The sequence below is a fragment of the Lactobacillus sp. X-49 genome, assembly GCF_057063645.1.
The window spans coordinates 204,045-224,407 of sequence record NZ_JBXSQM010000001.1 but is presented as its reverse complement, the minus strand read 5'-3'; the positions used below and the strand labels follow the sequence as shown (position 1 = coordinate 224,407).

The 20,363-nt window shown below is 33.2% G+C and carries 13 protein-coding genes and 1 other RNA gene; 12 read left to right on the top strand and 2 right to left on the bottom strand.

The features are described from left to right. The first annotated feature begins 21 nt into the window (after nucleotides 1–21). The 7 genes from ACYIAQ_RS01070 (at nucleotide 22) to nth (ending at nucleotide 13,089) form a co-directional block, all read left to right on the top strand. Nucleotides 22–3,516, top strand: coding sequence for a PD-(D/E)XK nuclease family protein (locus ACYIAQ_RS01070; RefSeq protein WP_483562236.1), 3,495 nt, complete (start codon nucleotides 22–24; stop codon nucleotides 3,514–3,516). After that, nucleotides 3,509–7,102: a helicase-exonuclease AddAB subunit AddA gene (addA, locus tag ACYIAQ_RS01065; protein WP_483562235.1), complete on the top strand. Its 3,594-nt coding sequence runs from the start codon at nucleotides 3,509–3,511 to the stop codon at nucleotides 7,100–7,102. The genes ACYIAQ_RS01070 and addA overlap by 8 nt, the downstream gene beginning before the upstream one ends. Nucleotides 7,103–7,119: 17 nt before the next feature. Next, complete coding sequence (locus ACYIAQ_RS01060) at nucleotides 7,120–9,912, top strand: helicase C-terminal domain-containing protein (protein ID WP_483562234.1); 2,793 nt, start codon at nucleotides 7,120–7,122, stop codon at nucleotides 9,910–9,912. Beyond that, a complete protein-coding gene (locus ACYIAQ_RS01055; protein WP_483562233.1) occupies nucleotides 9,899–10,381 on the top strand; it encodes a hypothetical protein in 483 nt (160 codons plus the stop codon). Before ACYIAQ_RS01060 ends, ACYIAQ_RS01055 begins: the two co-directional genes overlap by 14 nt. 65 nt (nucleotides 10,382–10,446) lie before the next feature. After that, nucleotides 10,447–11,745, top strand: a complete 1,299-nt coding sequence (gene asnS, locus ACYIAQ_RS01050) for an asparagine--tRNA ligase (RefSeq protein ID WP_483562232.1) — start codon at nucleotides 10,447–10,449, stop codon at nucleotides 11,743–11,745. Between the two features lie 82 nt (nucleotides 11,746–11,827). Beyond that, a complete protein-coding gene (locus ACYIAQ_RS01045; RefSeq protein WP_483562231.1) occupies nucleotides 11,828–12,463 on the top strand; it encodes a DnaD domain-containing protein in 636 nt (211 codons plus the stop codon). Further along, entirely contained in the window at nucleotides 12,463–13,089 is a 627-nt protein-coding gene (gene nth, locus ACYIAQ_RS01040) for an endonuclease III (protein WP_483562230.1), read from the top strand. The genes ACYIAQ_RS01045 and nth overlap by 1 nt, the downstream gene beginning before the upstream one ends. 54 nt (nucleotides 13,090–13,143) lie before the next feature. Here the strand turns inward: nth and ACYIAQ_RS01035 are convergent, their stop codons facing one another. Together ACYIAQ_RS01035 and recU are read right to left on the bottom strand one after the other, a co-directional pair. Further along, nucleotides 13,144–15,465, bottom strand: a complete 2,322-nt coding sequence (locus ACYIAQ_RS01035; RefSeq protein WP_483562229.1) for a transglycosylase domain-containing protein — start codon at nucleotides 15,463–15,465, stop codon at nucleotides 13,144–13,146. After that, nucleotides 15,455–16,087, bottom strand: a complete 633-nt coding sequence (gene recU, locus ACYIAQ_RS01030; protein WP_122018207.1) for a Holliday junction resolvase RecU — start codon at nucleotides 16,085–16,087, stop codon at nucleotides 15,455–15,457. Before recU ends, ACYIAQ_RS01035 begins: the two co-directional genes overlap by 11 nt. A 69-nt stretch (nucleotides 16,088–16,156) precedes the next feature. On the opposite strand from recU, the gene ACYIAQ_RS01025 reads away from it, so the two are divergent. The 5 genes from ACYIAQ_RS01025 (at nucleotide 16,157) to ACYIAQ_RS01005 (ending at nucleotide 20,065) form a co-directional block, all read left to right on the top strand. Beyond that, complete coding sequence (locus ACYIAQ_RS01025) at nucleotides 16,157–16,726, top strand: SLOG family protein (protein WP_483562228.1); 570 nt, start codon at nucleotides 16,157–16,159, stop codon at nucleotides 16,724–16,726. A 92-nt stretch (nucleotides 16,727–16,818) separates the two neighbouring features. Then, nucleotides 16,819–17,262: a DivIVA domain-containing protein gene (locus ACYIAQ_RS01020; RefSeq protein WP_122022946.1), complete on the top strand. Its 444-nt coding sequence runs from the start codon at nucleotides 16,819–16,821 to the stop codon at nucleotides 17,260–17,262. A gap of 29 nt (nucleotides 17,263–17,291) precedes the next feature. Next, nucleotides 17,292–17,658: RNase P RNA component class B (gene rnpB, locus ACYIAQ_RS01015), an RNA gene on the top strand. A 66-nt stretch (nucleotides 17,659–17,724) separates the two neighbouring features. After that, the gene (locus ACYIAQ_RS01010) at nucleotides 17,725–18,858 is read left to right on the top strand and encodes a THUMP domain-containing class I SAM-dependent RNA methyltransferase (protein WP_483562226.1); all 1,134 of its coding nucleotides are present in this window, start codon (nucleotides 17,725–17,727) and stop codon (nucleotides 18,856–18,858) included. Next, nucleotides 18,845–20,065, top strand: coding sequence for a metallophosphoesterase family protein (locus ACYIAQ_RS01005; protein ID WP_483562280.1), 1,221 nt, complete (start codon nucleotides 18,845–18,847; stop codon nucleotides 20,063–20,065). The genes ACYIAQ_RS01010 and ACYIAQ_RS01005 overlap by 14 nt, the downstream gene beginning before the upstream one ends. Nucleotides 20,066–20,363: the final 298 nt, after the last annotated feature.

Sequence of the window (20,363 nt, the reverse complement as noted above, 5' to 3'; positions counted from 1 at the left end):
TAGCAAAGGAGAAGAGAACAAATGATCAAAATTTTAGTCGGTAGGCAAACAGATTTTTTACAAGAAGAAATCTTGCAACAGGCAGTAGAGAACTACCAGCACTTTCCAGAGCATGAAACTTTTATCATTGTCCCTAACCATATTAAGTTTACCACAGAAGTTCGGGCAATAAATAAACTGGCAGTTTCACAAAATCAAGTAGAACAATCGGTTGAAAAGTTGCGTGTTTTATCATTTTCTCGTTTAGCTTGGTTCTTCTTAAAAAATGAAGAAAAGGGACTACCCGTTCAACTTGATGATGCTGCCGCAGCCATGCTATTAGCTAAAATAATCGAGCAAAATCGTGCTCATTTGCATCTTTTCCAAAAAGCCAATATTAATCCCGGATTAATTAAGCAGTTATATGATACTATTTTGCAAGTCCGTTCTGGAAACCTTGACTTAGATGACATTGATGAGAATCAATTAAATCTTGAAACAAAGGAAAAAATTTCTGATTTAAAGATTATCTATCATGCTTTTATTGAGGGAATTAGCGAGAAGTTTTCAACTGCTAATGAAATTCAACTTCAGTTAAATGAATATTTGGCAAGCAACTCAGACTTATCAAAGACTGACTTTTATTTTAGTGATTTTTCACATTTTTCATTACAAGAATGTATTACAATTAAATTATTAATGCAAAAGGCTCACAGTGTAACGCTTGCCTTTAAAACAAAAAATGGTACTATTATCCCCAATTGTGTTCCCGGAGAATATGATTATGTTATTCAAAAAACAATCAATCAATTAGTTGGGTATTTAAAACAGCAATGTCTTAAATATACTATTGAACAAACGCCTGTTGCAATTAATCCTACCAGTCGTGAAATGCTAAACGAATTTTGGACAGGAGTAGTAGATAACATTGGGGATCTTAAATCTCTTCAATTGATTAAAGCCGATAATCGCTATGCCGAAGCATATTTTGTGGCGCGCACCATTTATCAGCAAGTAGCTTTAAATAAATACCGTTACCGAGATTTTTTGGTTTTAGCACCAAATTTACACGAATATGAAACTTACTTAATTCCAATCTTGCGCCAAAATAATATTCCCTTTTTTGATGACTTGCAACAAGAAATGAAATTTCACCCGCTAGTCGTTTTAATTGAAAATATAGCTCAACTTTTTAATCGTCCACTATCAACAACTAACATGTTGGCAATCATGAAAACAAGACTTATAGTTCCTGAGTGGTATCAAGAAGACGCTAATTATCTACACGATGTAGACGAACTTGAAAATTTCGTTCTTGCTCATGGAATCAACCACAATTTATGGCAGCGTAATTTTACTGATTATGTTGCTGCTAGTGTTATTCGATTAGATCAAGTTCCAGATGAAGTAGCAAAGATAAATAAATTAAAGGATTTCTTTGTTAAAGAAATCTCTATTCTATTAGCTAGATTGCAAAAGGAAAAAGACACCCGTAAGGCGATTACCGTTTTTTTTGATTTTTTAACAAGAAATGGTGTTACAAAAGTTTTAGAAAATTGGCGAGCAACCGCTCAAGAAAGTGGTGATTTACAGCAAGCAAGGCAATCGGAACAAGTTTGGGACTTATTGAATACATTGCTCCAAGATTATTTACTGATTAATCCAGATGAATTTTCTGTAACTAGCTTTTTTAATGTCTTGGTAAATGGGTTTAAAGAGGCAAATTTTGCGCAAATTCCATCAACAATGGATGCTGTTAACCTTTCAGAAACAGGAATTGTCCAAGTTAGCGGTTATAAGCAGGTCTTTATTTTAGGTGCTACCAATAATAATTTGCCCAAGATCAATAAAACCCCTGGATTTTTAAGCAGTGAAAACTTAGAAAATATGAGTCAAACTTTTGGTGAAGATTCTTATCTAGAAGATCAACAAAAGTTAAGTAATTTAGACCAAAATTATCAATTCGGTCTCTGTTTGTCTTTAGCACAGGATCGAGTTTATTTATCATATCCTGTAACAAATACCGAGAACGAATCCATTGAGCCATCAATTTATTATCAGCGATTCAAACATGCCGGTATTTCTGAATTTTCACAACATAATTTACCAGCAAGCCAGCAAGAGATATTATCCTTTATAACTAATCCTAAGGCGAGCCTAGGTTATTTAACTTATCTTAAACAAACTCAATCTGAATTTGACGTCGATTATTTATTAAAGCTAACTCAGAAGAGATTACCTAATCAAACAAAATTGGTTCTTGAATCATGTCAATTTATTAATAAACCTGTCAATTTGGAACCCGAACTTGCTCAAAAGTTATATGGTGAAAATCTTAGCTCATCAGTTTCACAGTTAGAAACTTATTTTGAAAACTCTTATGAGTTTTTCTTACGGTATGGCCTGCGTTTGCATAAACGATTTGAAAATGAATTAGACGTCATTCAAGCTGGTAACTATTGTCATGAAACACTTGATCGACTAGTTAAGGAACTAAATAAGCATTCACTTGATTTAGCTGAAGTTGATGATGACGCTCTTAGTCAATTACTTGAATTGGTACATAATAAAATGAAGGATGAGGCCAAATATCAGCAATTATTCAATGATCCCTTTAATCAATTCTTATTTGATTGTCTTGATCAAACTACCACAAAAGTGGTCAACTACTGGCATCGTGCAGTCCAAAAGACCCCATTAAGGGCAAAATATTCGGAACTTAGTTTTGGATCAGGCGAGCCTGTCGCGGGTCTTAACTTGAAAATTCCTAATTTAAATGGTCAGCATTATGTCAATCTTCGTGGAAAAATTGACCGAGTGGATCTTGCAACAATTCCAGAAAAAAATGAAATATTAGCTCAAATAATTGATTATAAATCTTCTTCGAAAAGTTTTAATATGGGGTACTTTTATGAGGGAATTTCATTACAAATGATCTCTTATTTGGATGTCCTAGCGCACAATCAGCAGTTTTTTGCTGGTAAACAACCCTTGGCGCTTTTAGGTGCATTTTATGAAACATTTACTCGCCAGCTTGATAGATTAAATGGTAAAAATAGTTTTAAATCTGATTTGCAGCCAAAACAAGCTAGCTTTTATGGCAAAAAGAAGTTGAAATATAGTGGTTTGATTAACCTCGATCAAATGTCTTTATTTGTAGCAGACCCAGAACTTAGTATTCCTAGTACAGCTTCTAAATTGTATGATAATGCTAAAACTAAGGCGGATGGAACTCTATCTTCAAGAAATGATTCTCCAGTTTTTACTGAAGATGAACTTGAACAATTACTAAAATATGATGAGGAATTAATCAAAGAGGCTTCAAGCCAAATTTTATCTGGTCAAGTTAAACTTAACCCATATCGCTACGGGAAATCTGTTAATGCTCTAACTTATTCAGATTATCGTGACATCTTCTTCTTTGATGCTATGCTCAAAGAAAATAAATATCACCAAATTGATAATTTAACAAGACAAGAACTAATCACTAAAATTCAAAAAAAGTTAAGCATAGGAGACAAGGAGAAAAATGACTAATTTTACTAAACAGCAGCAAGAAGCTATTGATACTCAAGGCAAAGATATCCTTGTTTCTGCCTCGGCTGGTAGTGGTAAAACAACCGTTTTAGTGCAACGTTTGATGAAAGAAATTCTATCTGGTACTAGTGTAGATCAACTGTTAGTTGTTACCTTTACTAAAGCTGCTGCTCAGGAAATGAAGACTCGAATTAAGGCTGTTTTACAAAAAAGCAGTGAAGAAGATAACGCCAATCAAAATTATCTACGTAAGCAGCTTAATCTAGTTGATACTGCAAACATTTCTACTATTGACGCTTTTTGTTTGGATGTCATTCATCGATTTTATTATATAATTGATATTGATCCTAGTTTTAGTATCTTAACTGATGAAACTCAAGCAGAATTAATGCGAGAGCATGCTTTACACGATATTGAAGATAAGATGTTGTTAGAAAAAGATGCGGAGTTTCTTGCTTTTTATAATAATTTTGCAGGTGATCGGGATGCTGAAACAGCTCGAAATTTATTATTAGATCTATACGACTATGCAATGGCTAAACCTGATTATCAATCTTGGCTGAAACAACTAAATAATAAATATCAAATTGGTGAAAAAGTTGTTACTTCTGATTTATGGCAGCAGCAAATTAAGCCTTATCTTTTAAGTGCTTTTTCTCCTTTAGTGCAAAAACTTAACCAATTATCAGTGACAGATTTCAGTGAGACAAAATATATTAAATTCGGAAAAAACTTCACTTCATTTGCTAAACGTATAGCAAATTATTATAATGCTCTCAAAAATGATCAAAATTATGATCAGCAACGTGAACTTTTACAAAGTTGTGTGTTTGAAGGAAGAGTTCCTAGCAATAAAAAATTACAAGAAGTTGATTTAGAAGAACTTGGCGAAGTAAAAAAAGAAGCGGCTAATTTAGTATTTGATACTTTTACTTCATTTTATGCAACTGATGAAGCAAATCAACTTGATATAATGCAGCAAGGCAACCACATCATGACAGCAATCACTAAAGCGGAATTAGCCTTGATTAATCGCTTCAATCAGTTAAAACGAGAAGAAAATTTGATTGATTACAGTGATATGGAACAATTAGCTTATCAAATTCTTAGTCAAGATACATCCAGCTCTCAAATGGCACGTGAATTTTATCAAAATAAATTTAAGGAAATTTTGGTTGACGAGTATCAGGATATCAATGTCTTGCAGGAAAAAATTCTGCAATTAATAAAGAAAAAAAATCAGAATTATTTATTCATGGTAGGGGATGTCAAGCAATCAATTTATGGTTTTCGTCAGGCAGAACCTAGTCTATTTCTACATAAATACCATGCTGCCGCTCAAGAAAGCAATCATGATCAAAAAAGAATTTTGCTTTCTGATAATTTTCGTTCTACTGATCCTGTAGTTAAACTTGTTAATCATATTTTTAACAATATATTAACGCCTGATTTTGGTGGTATTGATTATGCTCAAGAAGGACAGTTGAAATTTGGTGCAAAATACTATCCTAAACTATTACCACAGGCAGCCGAATTTATTTATCCCCAAAAAAATGATAAAAACAGTGAAGATGAAAAAAGCTCAGCAGCAGGAACTGATACAATTGAAATTAAATTGGTAATTGAAAGAATCAAGCAATTTAGGAAGGAAAATTTACAAGTTTTTGATACTCATAGTGGAGAAAAACGACCTTTTAAATATAGCGATATTGTAATACTAACTAGGAGCCGCAGCGATAATTTGACAATTATGCAGGAGTTTTCCAAACAAAATTTGCCACTTTTAGTCACGGATGCCAAAAATTATTTTCAAACACTTGAACTGACAGTTATTATGAATTATTTGCGCATCATTGATAATCCAGATCAAGATATTCCGTTAGTAGCTGTTTTACGTTCACCACTATTTAATTTCAAAGAACCTGATTTAGCTAAGATTAGAGTTCATAGTAAAAAAACTGGTTTCTATGATGCATTGATCGCATATGTTTCAGTAAATGACAAATTAGGTAAACAAGTTAAAAATTTCTTAAACCAGTTAGATGAATTGAGATTGTTTGCTGTTAATCACCGAATTTCTGAGTTGATTTGGAGTATTTATGAAAAAACTAACTTATTAGAAATTATGACGGCGTTAAAGAATGGGAAACAGCGTAGAATAAACTTAGAATCACTATATGAACGAGCAACTTCTTATGAGAGTGCAGGATTCAAGGGACTCTATCAATTTATTAACTTCATTGAAAGAATGAGACGTAATCAAAAAGATCTAGCACAGCCGTTAGTTGCCAGAGAAGCAGATGATGCTGTCAGATTAATGACTGTTCATAGTTCAAAAGGACTTGAATTTCCAATTGTTTTTTATATTGGTATGCAACATAAATTTCAAAAGCGTGATTTAAGTGGAAATTATATTATTACTTCGAACAATGTGGGGCTAACAATTCGGCAACCGAAATATCGGATTGATTCGCTTGTTAAATCGATTGATAATGTCTTAAAACAGCGACAGTTATTGGAAGAAGAGGCTAGAATTTTATATGTTGGAATGACTAGGGCAAAACAAAAACTGATTTTAGTATCTAATTTTTTTAATTCATCTAACTACGAAAATGAGTTGAGTCAAACTTCTTTATATAATAAGTTACATGCACAAACGCCATTTGACTTAATTGCTAATGTCTTAAAGCTTGAACAACATTCAGAGCAAAAAATATGTGAAATTAGTTCAGCCCTTGACAATGATGAAAAACTAATAATTTCATATTATTGTGGTAATTTTAATGATACTGAATCGATCGTAAGTCATGAAACAACTTCTAAAAAATTTAATAATTTAGAGTTACTTAATAAAACAACCCAGCAGTTGTATGATTTTAATTATCCCTTTAAAGATGCTAGTCAAACAACAGCCTATCAATCGGTTTCTGAAATTAAAAAGGCATTTAATGATCCTTTAGATGAAGAATTAGAAAATGCCCAACTATTATCATCAGCTAATCGGTATCTGGAACCAATTGATACTAAGCCCAATTTTTTGTTTCAAACCAAATTTACGGGTAGTGAAATTGGTACTGCCATGCACCTTATTTTACAGTATTACGATTATGAAGGTAAGGGAGACATTGAACAACTCAATATGGAAATTCAGAACCTTATTAAACAAAATAAGTTACAAGCTGAAATTGTTCCCAGTTTGCATAAAGAACAAATTGATTGGTTTGTCCATAGTGGCTTTGCACAACAGTTTTGGCAAAAGCCAAAACAATTAAAACGAGAAGTTGATTTTTCTAGTTTGTTAGCAGCCAGAACCCTATTTCCAGATTTTAGTGATCCAAATGCTAAAATCTTAATTCATGGAACAATTGATGGCTATTTTATAGGAAATGACGGTATAATACTGTTTGATTATAAGACCGACCATATTGATATTAAGCATTGGGACAAGTCAATTGCCAATATTAAGAAGAAATATACAGGTCAATTGCGTTTGTATGAACAAGCCCTAAATTCCTTTTCTCAAGAAAAAGTGAGCCATAAATACTTAGTCTTACTCGATGTTAAGATAATTGTTGAAATTGACTAAAGGATAGGAGATAATACATGGCTTCATTTTTAAATAAAACCTTTGCGGTAGTTGATTTAGAAACAACTGGTACCCAACATGAAGATAATAATCATATTATTCAGTTTGGTTGCGCGATTATTAAAAATTTGAAAGTAGTTAAAACCTATTCATTCATGATTAATCCTCATTGTGATATTCCACTTGCTGTTCAAAATTTAACACATATACATAATGAAGATGTCAAAAAAGAAAAGGATTTTACCTATTATGCCCCTAAAATTATTAAAATTTTAAAGGGAACAATCTTCGTTGCTCATAACGTTAATTTCGATTTGCCTTTTTTAAATTATGAACTTGTGCAGCATGGGTTCGAAGCATTAACTAACAAAGCTATCGACACAGTTGAACTAGCGAAGATTGCATTTCCAACGCTTCCATCTTATAAATTAAGCGATCTAACTACCCAACTTGAAATAAAACACATAAATCCACATAAAGCTGATTCTGATGCTTATAGTACAGCTATTTTATTAATTAGAATCATTCATAAACTTGAAACTTTGCCTCAAGCAACTCTAAACACTCTTAGTTCATTAGCTCATGGTCTAATTCGTGAAACCTCATGGATTTTTAGTACAATTGCTGATGACTCAAGAAAAAACAAACGTCCTTTGGATAAGCAATATCAACAGGTGCGCAATATTATTTTGCAAAAGCAAACAATACTTGAAACAAACCGACCCCAAACATCTAATGAAACTTTTCCTTTAAGTAATAAGACTAAACGAGAAATGTTTAAAGGAAAAATTTTTTATCGGGCATCGCAAGTAAAGTTGATCAATAGACTTAACAAATTTATCCAAAACCCTCATGAACGAGCTTTACTTGTTGAAGCACCAAATGGTACAGGAAAAACATTTTCATATTTATTTGCATACGCTTACCGACTTTATTCAAATCGAAAATTAATCGTTGCCACACCAACAAAAATTTTACAAAATCAAATTATTAGTCAAGAAATTCCACAATTATTAAATGTTACTAAGCTAGATTTAAAGGCCGAAGTAGTTAAATCAAGTAGTCATTATCTTGATTTAGACGGATTTTATCAAAGCTTGTATCAAAATACACCTAATAAGTTAACATTAGTTATGCAAATGCGCATTCTTGTTTGGTTGACTGAAACGAAAACTGGTGACTTAGACGAATTGCAATTAACCAGCTACCAAGCACCTTTGTTTACACAAATAACTCATCCAGGGGATGCACGTGTTGGTAGTAATTTTGCTGATGTTGATTTTTGGAATTTAGCTCGTCATCGCCAAGAAGAAGCTGATATTTTGATTACTAACCATGCTTATTTAGCTAATCATTATAACGATTCTATTTGGGGGCAAAATCCATATTTGGTTATTGATGAGGCACATCGTTTTGTAGACAATGTTGTCAGTTCACGCAATGATTCATTTCAATTCGAATCATTGTGGGGAGAACTAAATCATTTACGTAATTTGTTATATTATGCTGACGATAGTGTTTTTAATCAGTATGGAAATGATGTACAGTTTAATTTCATACTAGAAAAATTGAATCCACAAATTTTAGAGCTTATTGAAATTATTAATCAGTTACAACGACTATTAACTGCAAAAAGTGAAAAAGCAGTCAATAAAAATATTCTTGCTAATGGAAACCTATTATTAAGTTTTCAAGTTCAAGATTTGTTCATGCAAAACAATAAGTTCAAAACAAAATTAGCTGAATTTCAACGTAAATTAGAAAGTATTCGTCAACAAACCAATCAAGTACTGTTTAAGCTTTATAGTGAAACTGATAATTCAGGAACAGAAAAAGATGCCCTATTAAGTGAATTAAATACCCAGATTGACCTATTGGATAACTATATTTCTCAAAGTTATCAATTATCAGATTTGTTACATAAAGAGAATATTTTACAGCAAGAAGGATTCATTGTAACTTTAACAAATCCCCAAGATCCTCTAAGCGCAAATTTGAGTTGGATTATGCTCGATGCTTCCAATGAATTAAAACAGATTTATAATCGTTTTTCACATATTTGTTTTGTAAGTGCAACTTTGACAAGTGAAAATAATTTTGACTTTTCAGTTAAGCGGTTGGCCTTAAGTGATTTAAGAATTCAAAAATATATTGGCCGTAGTACCTTTGATTTGAAAAAACATCTTGAAGTACTTGCCGTTACAGATATGCCAGAACTAACTAATCCCTTTTACGAAAAGACATTATCCCAAATACTAGAGAATGATTTAAGTAAAAAACAACATGTTTTGGTTTTAATGACAAATCTTGATAAAATCAGTGAAATATACAGTACTATTCTAAATTCACCAAGTTTACGTGATTTTGAAATTTTAGCTCAGGGAATTACTGGCTCAAATAATCGAATCATTAAACGGTTTACAATTGCTCAAAAAGCAATTATCTTAGGTGCAGATAGTTTCTGGGAGGGAATTGACTTTCATGAATGTAGTATTGATTTAGTTATAGTAGCTAAATTACCATTCGAATCTCCTGATCAGCCTAATGTCAAACTGCGACAGAAACTTTTGTATCAACAAGGTATTAACGTTTTTCAAAATGATACGATGCCACGTGCAATTATTCGTTTCAGACAGGGGATGGGACGTCTTATCAGAAATGAAAAAGATAACGGACAGTTTTTGATTCTCGATTCACGAATTTGGCAGAAAGATTATGGCAAAGATTTTTTAAAGACTATACCGGTAAACACTCAAAAAATCCGTTTATCAGAACTACAAAGTAAGTTGGACAACTATGATAAAAGATGACACAAGGCAAACAATTAAATTTATTGAATTATTAATCATTATCCTATTATTAGGATATTTTTCGATAATTGCAATTTTTTATAAGGCAGGAAATTCTGAACGGAGCGAAATGCATGAATTAAATAAAATTGCTTTGCAAAAAACACCAATTACTCACATTGAAAAAAGCTATCATATGAATCGAGGCGTTAATAGTTATGCTCTAGAAGGGGTTACTAAAAGTCGCAAGAGGTATTATTTTATTTACCTTCCAGGCAGGAAAAAGGGATATTTATTGCCTACAAGCAAGGGAATTAATGAAGCCGCAATTAGAAGCAAATTTACAAGTAATGAGTCGCAGGAACAAGTTTTAAAAGTTAACTTAGGATGGTATCATAAACATGCTGTATGGGAAATAACTTCAAAAAACAAAGTAGGAGATTATAATTATTACTTGTATGATTTTAAAAATGGAAATTTAATAGGTTAAGTCGCTAATTTTACAAATCTTTGGTATTATTAAGTTGATATGATACGGAAAGTGGAACAATATTTATGACAAAATTAATTTCAATTAGAGATTGTGCCAAGCATGTTGATGAAGAAGTCAAAATGCATGTTTGGCTGACAGATAAGCGGTCAAGCGGTAAAATTGTATTTTTACAATTACGTGATGGAACTGCATTTTTTCAAGGAGTTATACGAAAGAATGATGTTACTGCTGAAGTTTTTGAGATAGCTAAGTCTTTGCATCAAGAGGCAAGCTTTTATATTACTGGAACGGTATGCCAAGATGAACGCTCACATTTTGGTTATGAAATTCAAATATCTGATTTAGAGGTAGTTACGAATAACGAAGGTTACCCTATCGGAAACAAAGAACACGGGATAGACTTTTTACTAGATCACCGTCATCTTTGGTTGAGAAGTAGGCGTCCATTTGCCATTATGCGCATTAGAAACATAATTTACAAAGCAACAGTTGATTTCTTTGAGCAAGAAGGATTTATTAAATTTGATGCACCAATCTTTATGCACTCAGCTCCTGAAGGAACTACTGAATTATTCCACACTGAATATTTTGGTGGAGACGCATATTTATCACAATCTGGGCAATTATATGGTGAAGTAGGAGCTTCTGCATTTAGTAAAATTTTTACTTTTGGACCAACTTTTAGAGCCGAAGAATCTAAAACGCGTAGGCATTTAACTGAATTTTGGATGATGGAACCAGAAATGGCTTGGATGAATCAAGAAGAGTCACTTGATATTCAAGAACATTTTTTATCTTACGTTGTTAAGCAGGTATTAGAGAATTGTCAATATGAACTAGAATTACTAGATCGTGATCCACAAAAATTGGAGCCAGCAGCACAAGGAAACTATATCCGCTTGTCATATGATGATGCTGTTAAGATGCTTCAAGAAGATGGTCGTGATTTTAAATGGGGAGACGATTTTGGCGCACCAGACGAAGCTTTTATTTCCGAAAAATTTGATCGTCCATTTTTTATAGTTAATTATCCAACAGCAATTAAACCATTTTATATGAAAAAAAATCCTCAAAATCCTAAAGAATATCTATGTGCTGATGTTTTGGCCCCTGAAGGATATGGAGAAATCATGGGGGGGTCTGAACGTGAAAGCGACTATGATATTTTAAGACAACAGATTAAGGAAGCTGGCTTAAATGAAAAAGATTATAGTTGGTATTTAGACTTACGTAAATATGGTAGCGTACCTCATTCTGGTTTTGGGATGGGATTTGAACGGGTAATTGCTTGGATTTGCAAATTAGATCACGTTCGTGAAGCTATTCCATTTCCAAGAATGATTAACCGAATTGAACCGTAGGTTTGCTTTAGTAAAAATTATAGTAATAAAAAGTTGAACTAAGATTATCTTTAGTTCAACTTTTTTAAAAGGGAGAATCGTTTTGCAATATAATCAATATCGCACCGTTGGCTTTACAACTTTAACCAATGGATTACTTGCATATTATTCGCAGTTAAATATTAGCGATGCTGAAATGATTTTAATTATTCAGTTGGAAATGTTTAACCAACAAGGTGAAAAATTTCCATCTAATGAGCAAATTGCTGCCAATACTAATTTTTCAACAACAGATGTTGCTAATTTAATCCAAGCGTTGATCAATAATGAATGCTTAGCAATTGAGCAAATTACAGATGAACAGGGACGAATTGGGAATCAGTACAGTTTAAATTCACTTTATTCAAAATTGGACAAGATTTTAGCAAATGAATTATCTAATTCTACTAAAACTGATAAACCTACTATCAATAATCTTGATAACAGTCCTTTGAATCAATTAATGCGTCAATTTGAAATTGAATTTGGACGATATTTAAGTCCAATTGAACGAGAAGAAATTGCTGCATGGCTTAATGTTGATCACTATGATCCTGAAATAATAAAGATGGCTCTTAGAGAAGCCGTTTTATCGCAAGCGTATAGTCTTAAATATGTAGATCGGATTTTACTTAATTGGCAACGTCACAATTTAAAAACTAGTAGTGAAGTTCAGAAATTTCTTCAAAGGAATCGCTAATGTCAACTGAGAAATTATTAAATACTAAAGAAGCATTAAAAGTGCTTAATATAATTAATGCAATGTATCCTGATGCTAAAAGTGAATTGGTCTGGGATAATAAGTTTCATTTGTTATGCGCTGTTTTAATGAGTGCGCAAACAACTGACAAAATGGTTAATCGAATCATGCCTAAGTTTATAATGGATTATCCAACGCCAACTGATCTTGCACAAGCATCAATTAAACAAATTGAAGAACATATTTCTCAAATAGGTCTTTACCACTCTAAGGCAAAGCATTTACAAGCAATGGCTCAGATTTTGGTGGAGAGATATCATTCAGAAATACCTATAAATAAAAAAGACCTTATAACTTTACCAGGAGTTGGTGAAAAAACTGCAAATGTTGTTCTGGCTGATGGTTTTGGTGTACCTGCGATTGCAGTAGATACTCACGTAGCGCGCATTTCCAAAAGATTTCATATTGTAGCTCAAGATGCAAAACCTCTGCAAATAGAAAAGAGGCTAGAAGAAATATTACCTAAAGATGAATGGATCCATACACACCATGCAATGATTTTATTTGGGCGTTATGCAATGACTGCTCGAGACAAAAATGATCCATATTCATACTTAAAAAAATAATATTATTCCTAAAAAAAAAAACGGTGATTTTTTATAAAAATCACCGTTTTTAAATTAATGATCATGATTATCGTTCAATGTTGCTGTGTGATTATCTTTAGAACTTTTATTTTCAGTATTAATCTGGCCAGACTTTGCAGAACTATCATCGGGCTTTTGGTATTTTCGATCTTTTTCTCCTAATTTATGTTGAAAATTTCTATTTTGAGTAGTGGGTTCGTTTATATTCTTTTGTTCAGTTGCTGGGGGGTTGGACACAACAGTATTCGGAGTTGAATTGTTAGTATCTGTTTGTTCATCTTCGTCATCATACTCACTACTATCATCAATAATTCCAGCTGGAGCATGCCCACGAACAAATAGCTGCCAATCCCCAGTTGAAGAAACTTCTGGTGGATTAGAGTTATGCGCAATCTTTGCACGAATAACTGAATTCGGTTTCTGCCAATCTTCATTTTCTTTGTTTTGCATTAAATAGGACATCATACTTTTATAAAATAGTTGTGCCGATTGTTGCCCGATCCCTGCAATTGTTCCATCTCGTAAATTATCATAACCAGTCCAAACGCCAATTGAATATCTTTGAGTATATCCAACAAACCATGAATCCTTAGGTGTAGCAGCATAGTTTGGATAGCGCGCAAGATCTTCTTCAGAATACTTAACAGAACCAGTTTTTCCGGCATGGTGCAAGCCATCAATTCTAGCATTAGTGCCAGAGCCATGTGTGATTACACCTTTGAGCATATCCGTAATCATATATGCTGTCGATTTACTCATAACTCGTATACCTGCGGAGTCATAATTTCTCGTTAAACCATCTGGCGTTTCAATTTTAGAAACAAATTGAGGCTTATGATAAACACCCATTGATGCAAACGCGCTAAAAGCTCCTGCCATTTGTAAGCTAGATGCTTGTGCACCAATTGCAACAGATAAACCTGAACTTGATGGGACGTTAATCCCCATTTTATCAGCAAACTTTGATGCTCGTGGCACACCAACTTCTTTTAGGGTTTTAACTGCTGGTACATTTCGTGATTGTTCTAATGCATGTCGTATTGTCATCATACCGTCATATTTATTATCCCAATCGTATAATTGAACATTTGTACCTGGATAAATGTATTTGCTATCATCAATCATTTTTGCTGTTGACCAATTCAAGTATTCAATTGCTGGCGCATAGTCTAAAACTGGTTTAATTGAAGATCCGGTTGAACGACTTGTTTGTACTGCTCGGTCAAGTCCTAGTTGAACTGAAGGGGGCAATTTACGTCCACCGATAATTGCAACAACGTGTCCGTTACTTGGATCAATTACTGAAGCACCAATCTGCATCTTATCATCAGTAAATGGTATTTCACCGCTGTTGGCCAACTGATAGAGTTTATTTTGCGCTTTTTGATCAATGTTAACAGTAATCTTTAAATTGTCGCGGTAAGGGTCAAAGCCTTTAGATTTAACCTCTGCAATCGCTTCTTTAATATATGGATCATCGATTTTTCGTAGATTAGATTGATTTCTTTGATTATGATATATTAATCCCTTTTTTATATTTTCATGGCGTGCGTTATCATACTGCTCTTGTGAAATTTTTTTATTATCAAGCATCGCTTTTAACACAATATCACGTCGATACTTTGCATACTTTGGATATACATATGGATTATATGATGTTGGTCTGTTCGGTATACCCGCTAATAAAGCAGTCTGTGCTAAATCTAATTCGCCAATTTTTTTGCCATAATAGTAATTAGCTGCGGTACCAATACCATAATTACCATAATTCATGTAAACCTTATTAATATAAAATTCCAAGATTTGATCATGAGTATATTCACGTTGTATTCTCATGGCAAGCCATGCTTCTTGAGCTTTACGTTTAAATGTTCTTTGTGAGGCATCAGTCGAAAAAACTGTTAATTTAACTAATTGTTGCGTGATAGTGGATCCACCAGCTGAAATACTATTGCTTTTAGCATTAAGTAACATCGAACTAATAATTCTAATTGGATCAATACCAAGCTTATCTCGATAAAAACGTTTATCCTCAACTGAAACAATTGCGTCTTTTAAAAGTTGTAAATCAGAACTATCTTTTACATAAATTCTTTTTTCTGAACCTAAAGATAAGATAAATTTACCATTAGTCGAATATATCCCAGATGACCCGCCACTTTCTAACTGAGATTGACTAATATTTGGAGCATCTTTGGCGTAATAAGCAAATATTCCAACGCCTGAAAGTAGCAACAGAAATACGACTAGAAAGAACCATTTAATTGCTTTTTGCCAAAAAGGTTTAGGCAAATTTTGTCTGTATTTTTTTCGAGATTCACGTTCATTGTTTGAGCCATAATTTTTATCTGCCATTATTTGCTTTCCTATCTGCAATAAATTGATCGACAGCTTTCAAATAAGGTAGGGTAGGTTGAAAGCCACTTTCAATTTCGACTGACCAATCCTTTATTTCTTTTAAAGTTAATGAACTTCTATCTTTCTTCCACCAAGCCTTAACAATCCTATTTGCTGGAGTAGCAAAATAACGATTTAGACTCGTAAAACCAATAATTGTAAAGCAAATCCCTTTTTGCTTCAAGCATTCTGCTAGGTGAACGATTTGATGTTCATGAAAGTTTTTTAATGGGAAATTAGTTTTGTTTTTAGTTTCTTTAGCTTCAAAGTCTAAATAGTAACCATCGTATACCCCATTATAATCTGTTGTAGATTCCTGACGAAAATAGGCTTCTTTAATTACAGCCCTGGACCGCTTAGGGTAGTCAACTTTTACAATTTGAATTGGAGTTGGTTTTTTATGAACAACTGCTATTTCTTTTATCCGATAATATTTATTTGATTCGTTAATCATTTGTTCGAGGTTCATACCGCGATCGGAAAAATCAATATTTTTTCGATGATTATATTTTTTTCTGAGTTCAGATTCGTTTGCTGATTTAAAAAAAACAGCAGAACTACCATTTGGATATTTGACCATCTTTCTCACTCCTGTTAGCATTATAGCAATAAAGGGAAAATTTTTGAACAAGGAGCCATCTCTTTCACAATGCAACGTCTATGGGTTACGGGATATCGAAATTTTGAATTAAATACTTTTGGTGATAAAGATCCCAAAATAGAGGTAATTAAGTTTGCACTTAAAGAACGATTAATCACCTTGCTAGAAAATGATCGGCTTGATTGGCTGATCACAGGAGCAAATCTTGGGGTTGATCAATGGGCGTGTGAAGTAGCTCTTGAATTACGAGAGAAATATCCACTGCAAATTTCAATTATCGTTCCCTATGAAGAATTTGCACATCGATGGAATGAGAATCATCAAAAAGAATTTGAGGAATTACAAAGTAAAGTTGACTTTTTTGCTTCTACTTCAAATAAACCTTATCAAAGTTCGGTACAGTTACGAAATTATCAAAATTTCATGCTAATGCATACAGATGAAGCATTAATGGTATATGATCCTGATCATTTAGGTAAACCTAAATTTGATTATGAGTTAATCAAACAATACCAAGTAAACAAAGATTATCCTTTAGAATTAATAGATTTTTACGATTTACAAGATGCAGCAGAAGAATTTCAATCTAAGCAAAAAGATAATTATTTTGAAAAGTAATTTTAAAGCTTTTCCTAAAGTTGCTTTAGAGGTTTTAAGCAACTAAACTTTTTGCTAAAATAGAGAAGATTAACAAAGGAGTTGTCATGCTTATGGCAGATTTAAATGATATCCAGTTATCAACACAAGATATCTTAAAAAAGCAATTTAGAACTAAGGTTAAGGGTATTGATCCTGACGAAGTTGATGCGTTCCTGGATAAGGTAATTGCTGATTATGATACATTTGAACAAATTATTGAAGATTTATATGGTCAAATTGGTAAACTTCAAGGCGAGTTAATGAACGATCAACGTCAAAAAAAAGAAGAGGTACTTAAAGTTAAACCAGCTAATGATGCCACTCACAGTGACGTTAAGGATACTATACCAACTTATAGTTCACCAAAACAAAATTACTCAGGATTATATAGTCCTCTAATAAACGAAGCACCTCAAACTGAAAGCTCGACAAATATGGCAATAATTCAAAGAATTTCTGCATTGGAACGAAAGGTATATAACCTTGAGCAACGAGTATATGGGTTGCAAAAGTAGGTAGCTTTGGTATAATTTTCGTTGGTGTAAATTTTGAGCAGTCGCGGTTCAGTCTGTTAGATTGAGCTGAGGAAAGTCCACGCACGCACAAGCTGCGATGCTTGTAGTGATCGTATTTAGTCTAACAAACTAAAGGATTTTTATCACGGCGAAAAAAATGCTAAGTTTTTTAAAATATGCATGAATATTCTGAAAAGTGCCACAGTGACGAAGCGGTAATGGAAACGTTATCGGTGGAACGAGGTAAACCCTGCGAGCGTGCAACCCAAACTTGGTGGGGGCGTCTAAACCTAAGAAAATGAACTAAAGGTTAGATTGTTATTTTTAATAGCAAAGATAGATGGCTGCTAAAGGTGATTTTGCCAAAATCATTTGAACAGAACGTGGCTTATAAAAATTTACACTGGCAGCGTTGAGCTTTTAAAAAGGCTCAACGCTTTTTTAAAATGAAAGAGACAATTAATGGAAAAATATCAATTATACGCAACCATGGGCGCGGGCTTTGAGAGCGTGGTGGCCAAAGAATTACAGTCTTTAGGGTATGACACAAGAACTGAAAATGGGCGTGTGTTTTTTAAAGGTAGTCAGAGGGATATCGTTAAAACAAATCTATGGTTACGAACAGCAGACCGAGTTAAAATATTGTTAAAAGAATTTAAAGCAATAGATTTTGAAACACTGTATAACAACGTTTATGAAATTGATTGGGCAGAGTTACTGCCAGTTGATGCTAAATTCCCAGTTCAAGGACGATCCGTCCGTTCAAAGCTTCATTCTGAACCTGGGATTCAATCAATTGTCAAAAAGGCAATCGTCAATAAAATGTCTGATCAATATCATCGTCGTGGCTTTTTACCAGAAAGTGGAAATGTCTACCCACTTGACGTACACCTTTATAAAGATACAGCTCGTATCTCACTTGATACGAGTGGGGAAAGTTTATTTAAGCGCGGTTACCGAATTGAGCATGGCGGTGCACCATTAAAAGAAAACTTTGCTGCCGGATTACTTAAATTAACTCCCTATGATGGTAGCCACCCTCTAATTGATCCTATGACTGGTTCGGGTACCTTAGCAATTGAAGCAGCACTAATTGGAAAAAATATTGCCCCAGGTTCATGGCGACAATTTGCTTTTGATAATTTTGATTGGTTCGATCCTACTTTGCACAAAAATGCCTTAATTGAGGCCGAAGCACAAATCAAACCTTTACAACAACCTATTTGGGCAAGCGATATTGATCAATCAATTTTAGAAATTGCAAAACTAAATGCAAATAATGCTGGTGTTTTGCAAGATATTTACTTTAAACAAATTGCCATTAAGGATTTTACTACTGAAATGACTAATGGAATAATAATTACTAATCCACCATATGGTAAACGATTAAAAGACAAACAGTCTGCGGAAGCATTATTTACGCAAATGGGGGAAGCCTTGCTAAAGTATGATAGTTTTAGTCAATATTATTTGGTGGGCGACCCAGATTTTGAAAAGTTTTTTGGTAAACGTGCAACAAAGAAGCGTAAATTATTTAATGGAAATTTACGAGTTGATTTTTATCAATATTGGTCTAATAGAAATGATTTCAAATGATTTAAATACCGAGTTTTGGGTAATTACAGATACACATCTAATTGCTGATAGTCTTCACGATAATGGCAAAGCTTTCAAATTAATACAGGATACAAGCCAAGGAAAAGACCTAAATTACCAAGAAGTTGCGTTGACAGCTTTTTGCAAAATGGCTAATGAAAAAAAGCCTTCAGCAATTATAGTTACTGGTGATGTAACATTTAATGGCGAACTGTTATCAGCGCTACGCTTTCAAGAAATTTTTAGCAAATTAACTGATACAAAGATATTATTGCTTCCCGGAAACCACGATATTTTTGACGGTTGGGCAAGAAAATTTAAAGATAACCAACAACTTTACGCTAAGCAAATTAGTCCTGATAATTGGCAACAAATTTTTGCTTTGTCCTATGATTGTGCATTGGACAAAGATAATAATTCATTAGCTTACAGTGTGCAACTGAATCCGCAATATTTACTACTTTTGCTAGATTCCAATATCTATGGTTATAAGCCGGCCTCTGGAGCACCTAAAACTGCTGGCAAGATTGGTACTAAGCAACTTTCTTGGCTTAAAAAGCAACTAGAATACGCTCATAGTCACCATTTACGACCGTTGTTGTTCATGCACCATAACTTATATGTTCACAACCCTGCTGTTAACCAAGGATTCGTGCTTGACAATGCACCAGCAATCAGGCAATTGTGTCAGCAGTATAATGTGAAAGTGGTTTTTTCTGGCCATATCCATGCCCAGAATATTGTCGGTCCTCAGAAATTAACACCTACTACTGAAATTGTAACTTCTAGTTTTTGCTCATATGATCAGGCATTTGGTGTCGTGAAAGTTAGTCCAACCTCTGTGCGCTATGACAGAAAAAAATTTAATATGATTCCTTTTTTAACAAAAAAGCAACGTCAAAATTATGTATTAACACATTTTCATGAGTATCTGAAAAAAATTCAATTACGAAATTTGTCTAAAAATTCAGATCAAAAAGATCCATTAGCTGACAGAAAGTTTCAGCCAGTTAACAAGTTGCTGATTGAGATGAATTATAATTATTTCACGGGACATAATCATATTAGTAGAAGTGAACTTAATCACCTTTATTCATCAACTGCATTTCAAACACTTTTACAAGAACGTCCAAGATTCAGTGAGTATTTGAAAACTTTATATGACACAACAGAACACACAAATTTAGTTTCTGAAATAAAATATTAAATTTAGAGGCTGTTAATGAGAAAAAAACACTTTGTGATACTAGGCCGTGTTGGCCTTATATATTTTAGTTGGCTGTTAATCATATTTTTTTTAAGCTGGATTTTTGCTTTTGAAGGAACTAAAGTAATTTGCTACCCAGCAATTATTTGTATGGTAATATTTGTTTTATTAATTATTTATACTTATTTCAATTCGTATTGGAATGCTCAGAGTTTAAAATTGCCGTTTAAATCAAAAATAATTACTGCTAATAAACCTAAGTTGTACTTTCAACATTACTGGTTCAAAATATATAGAA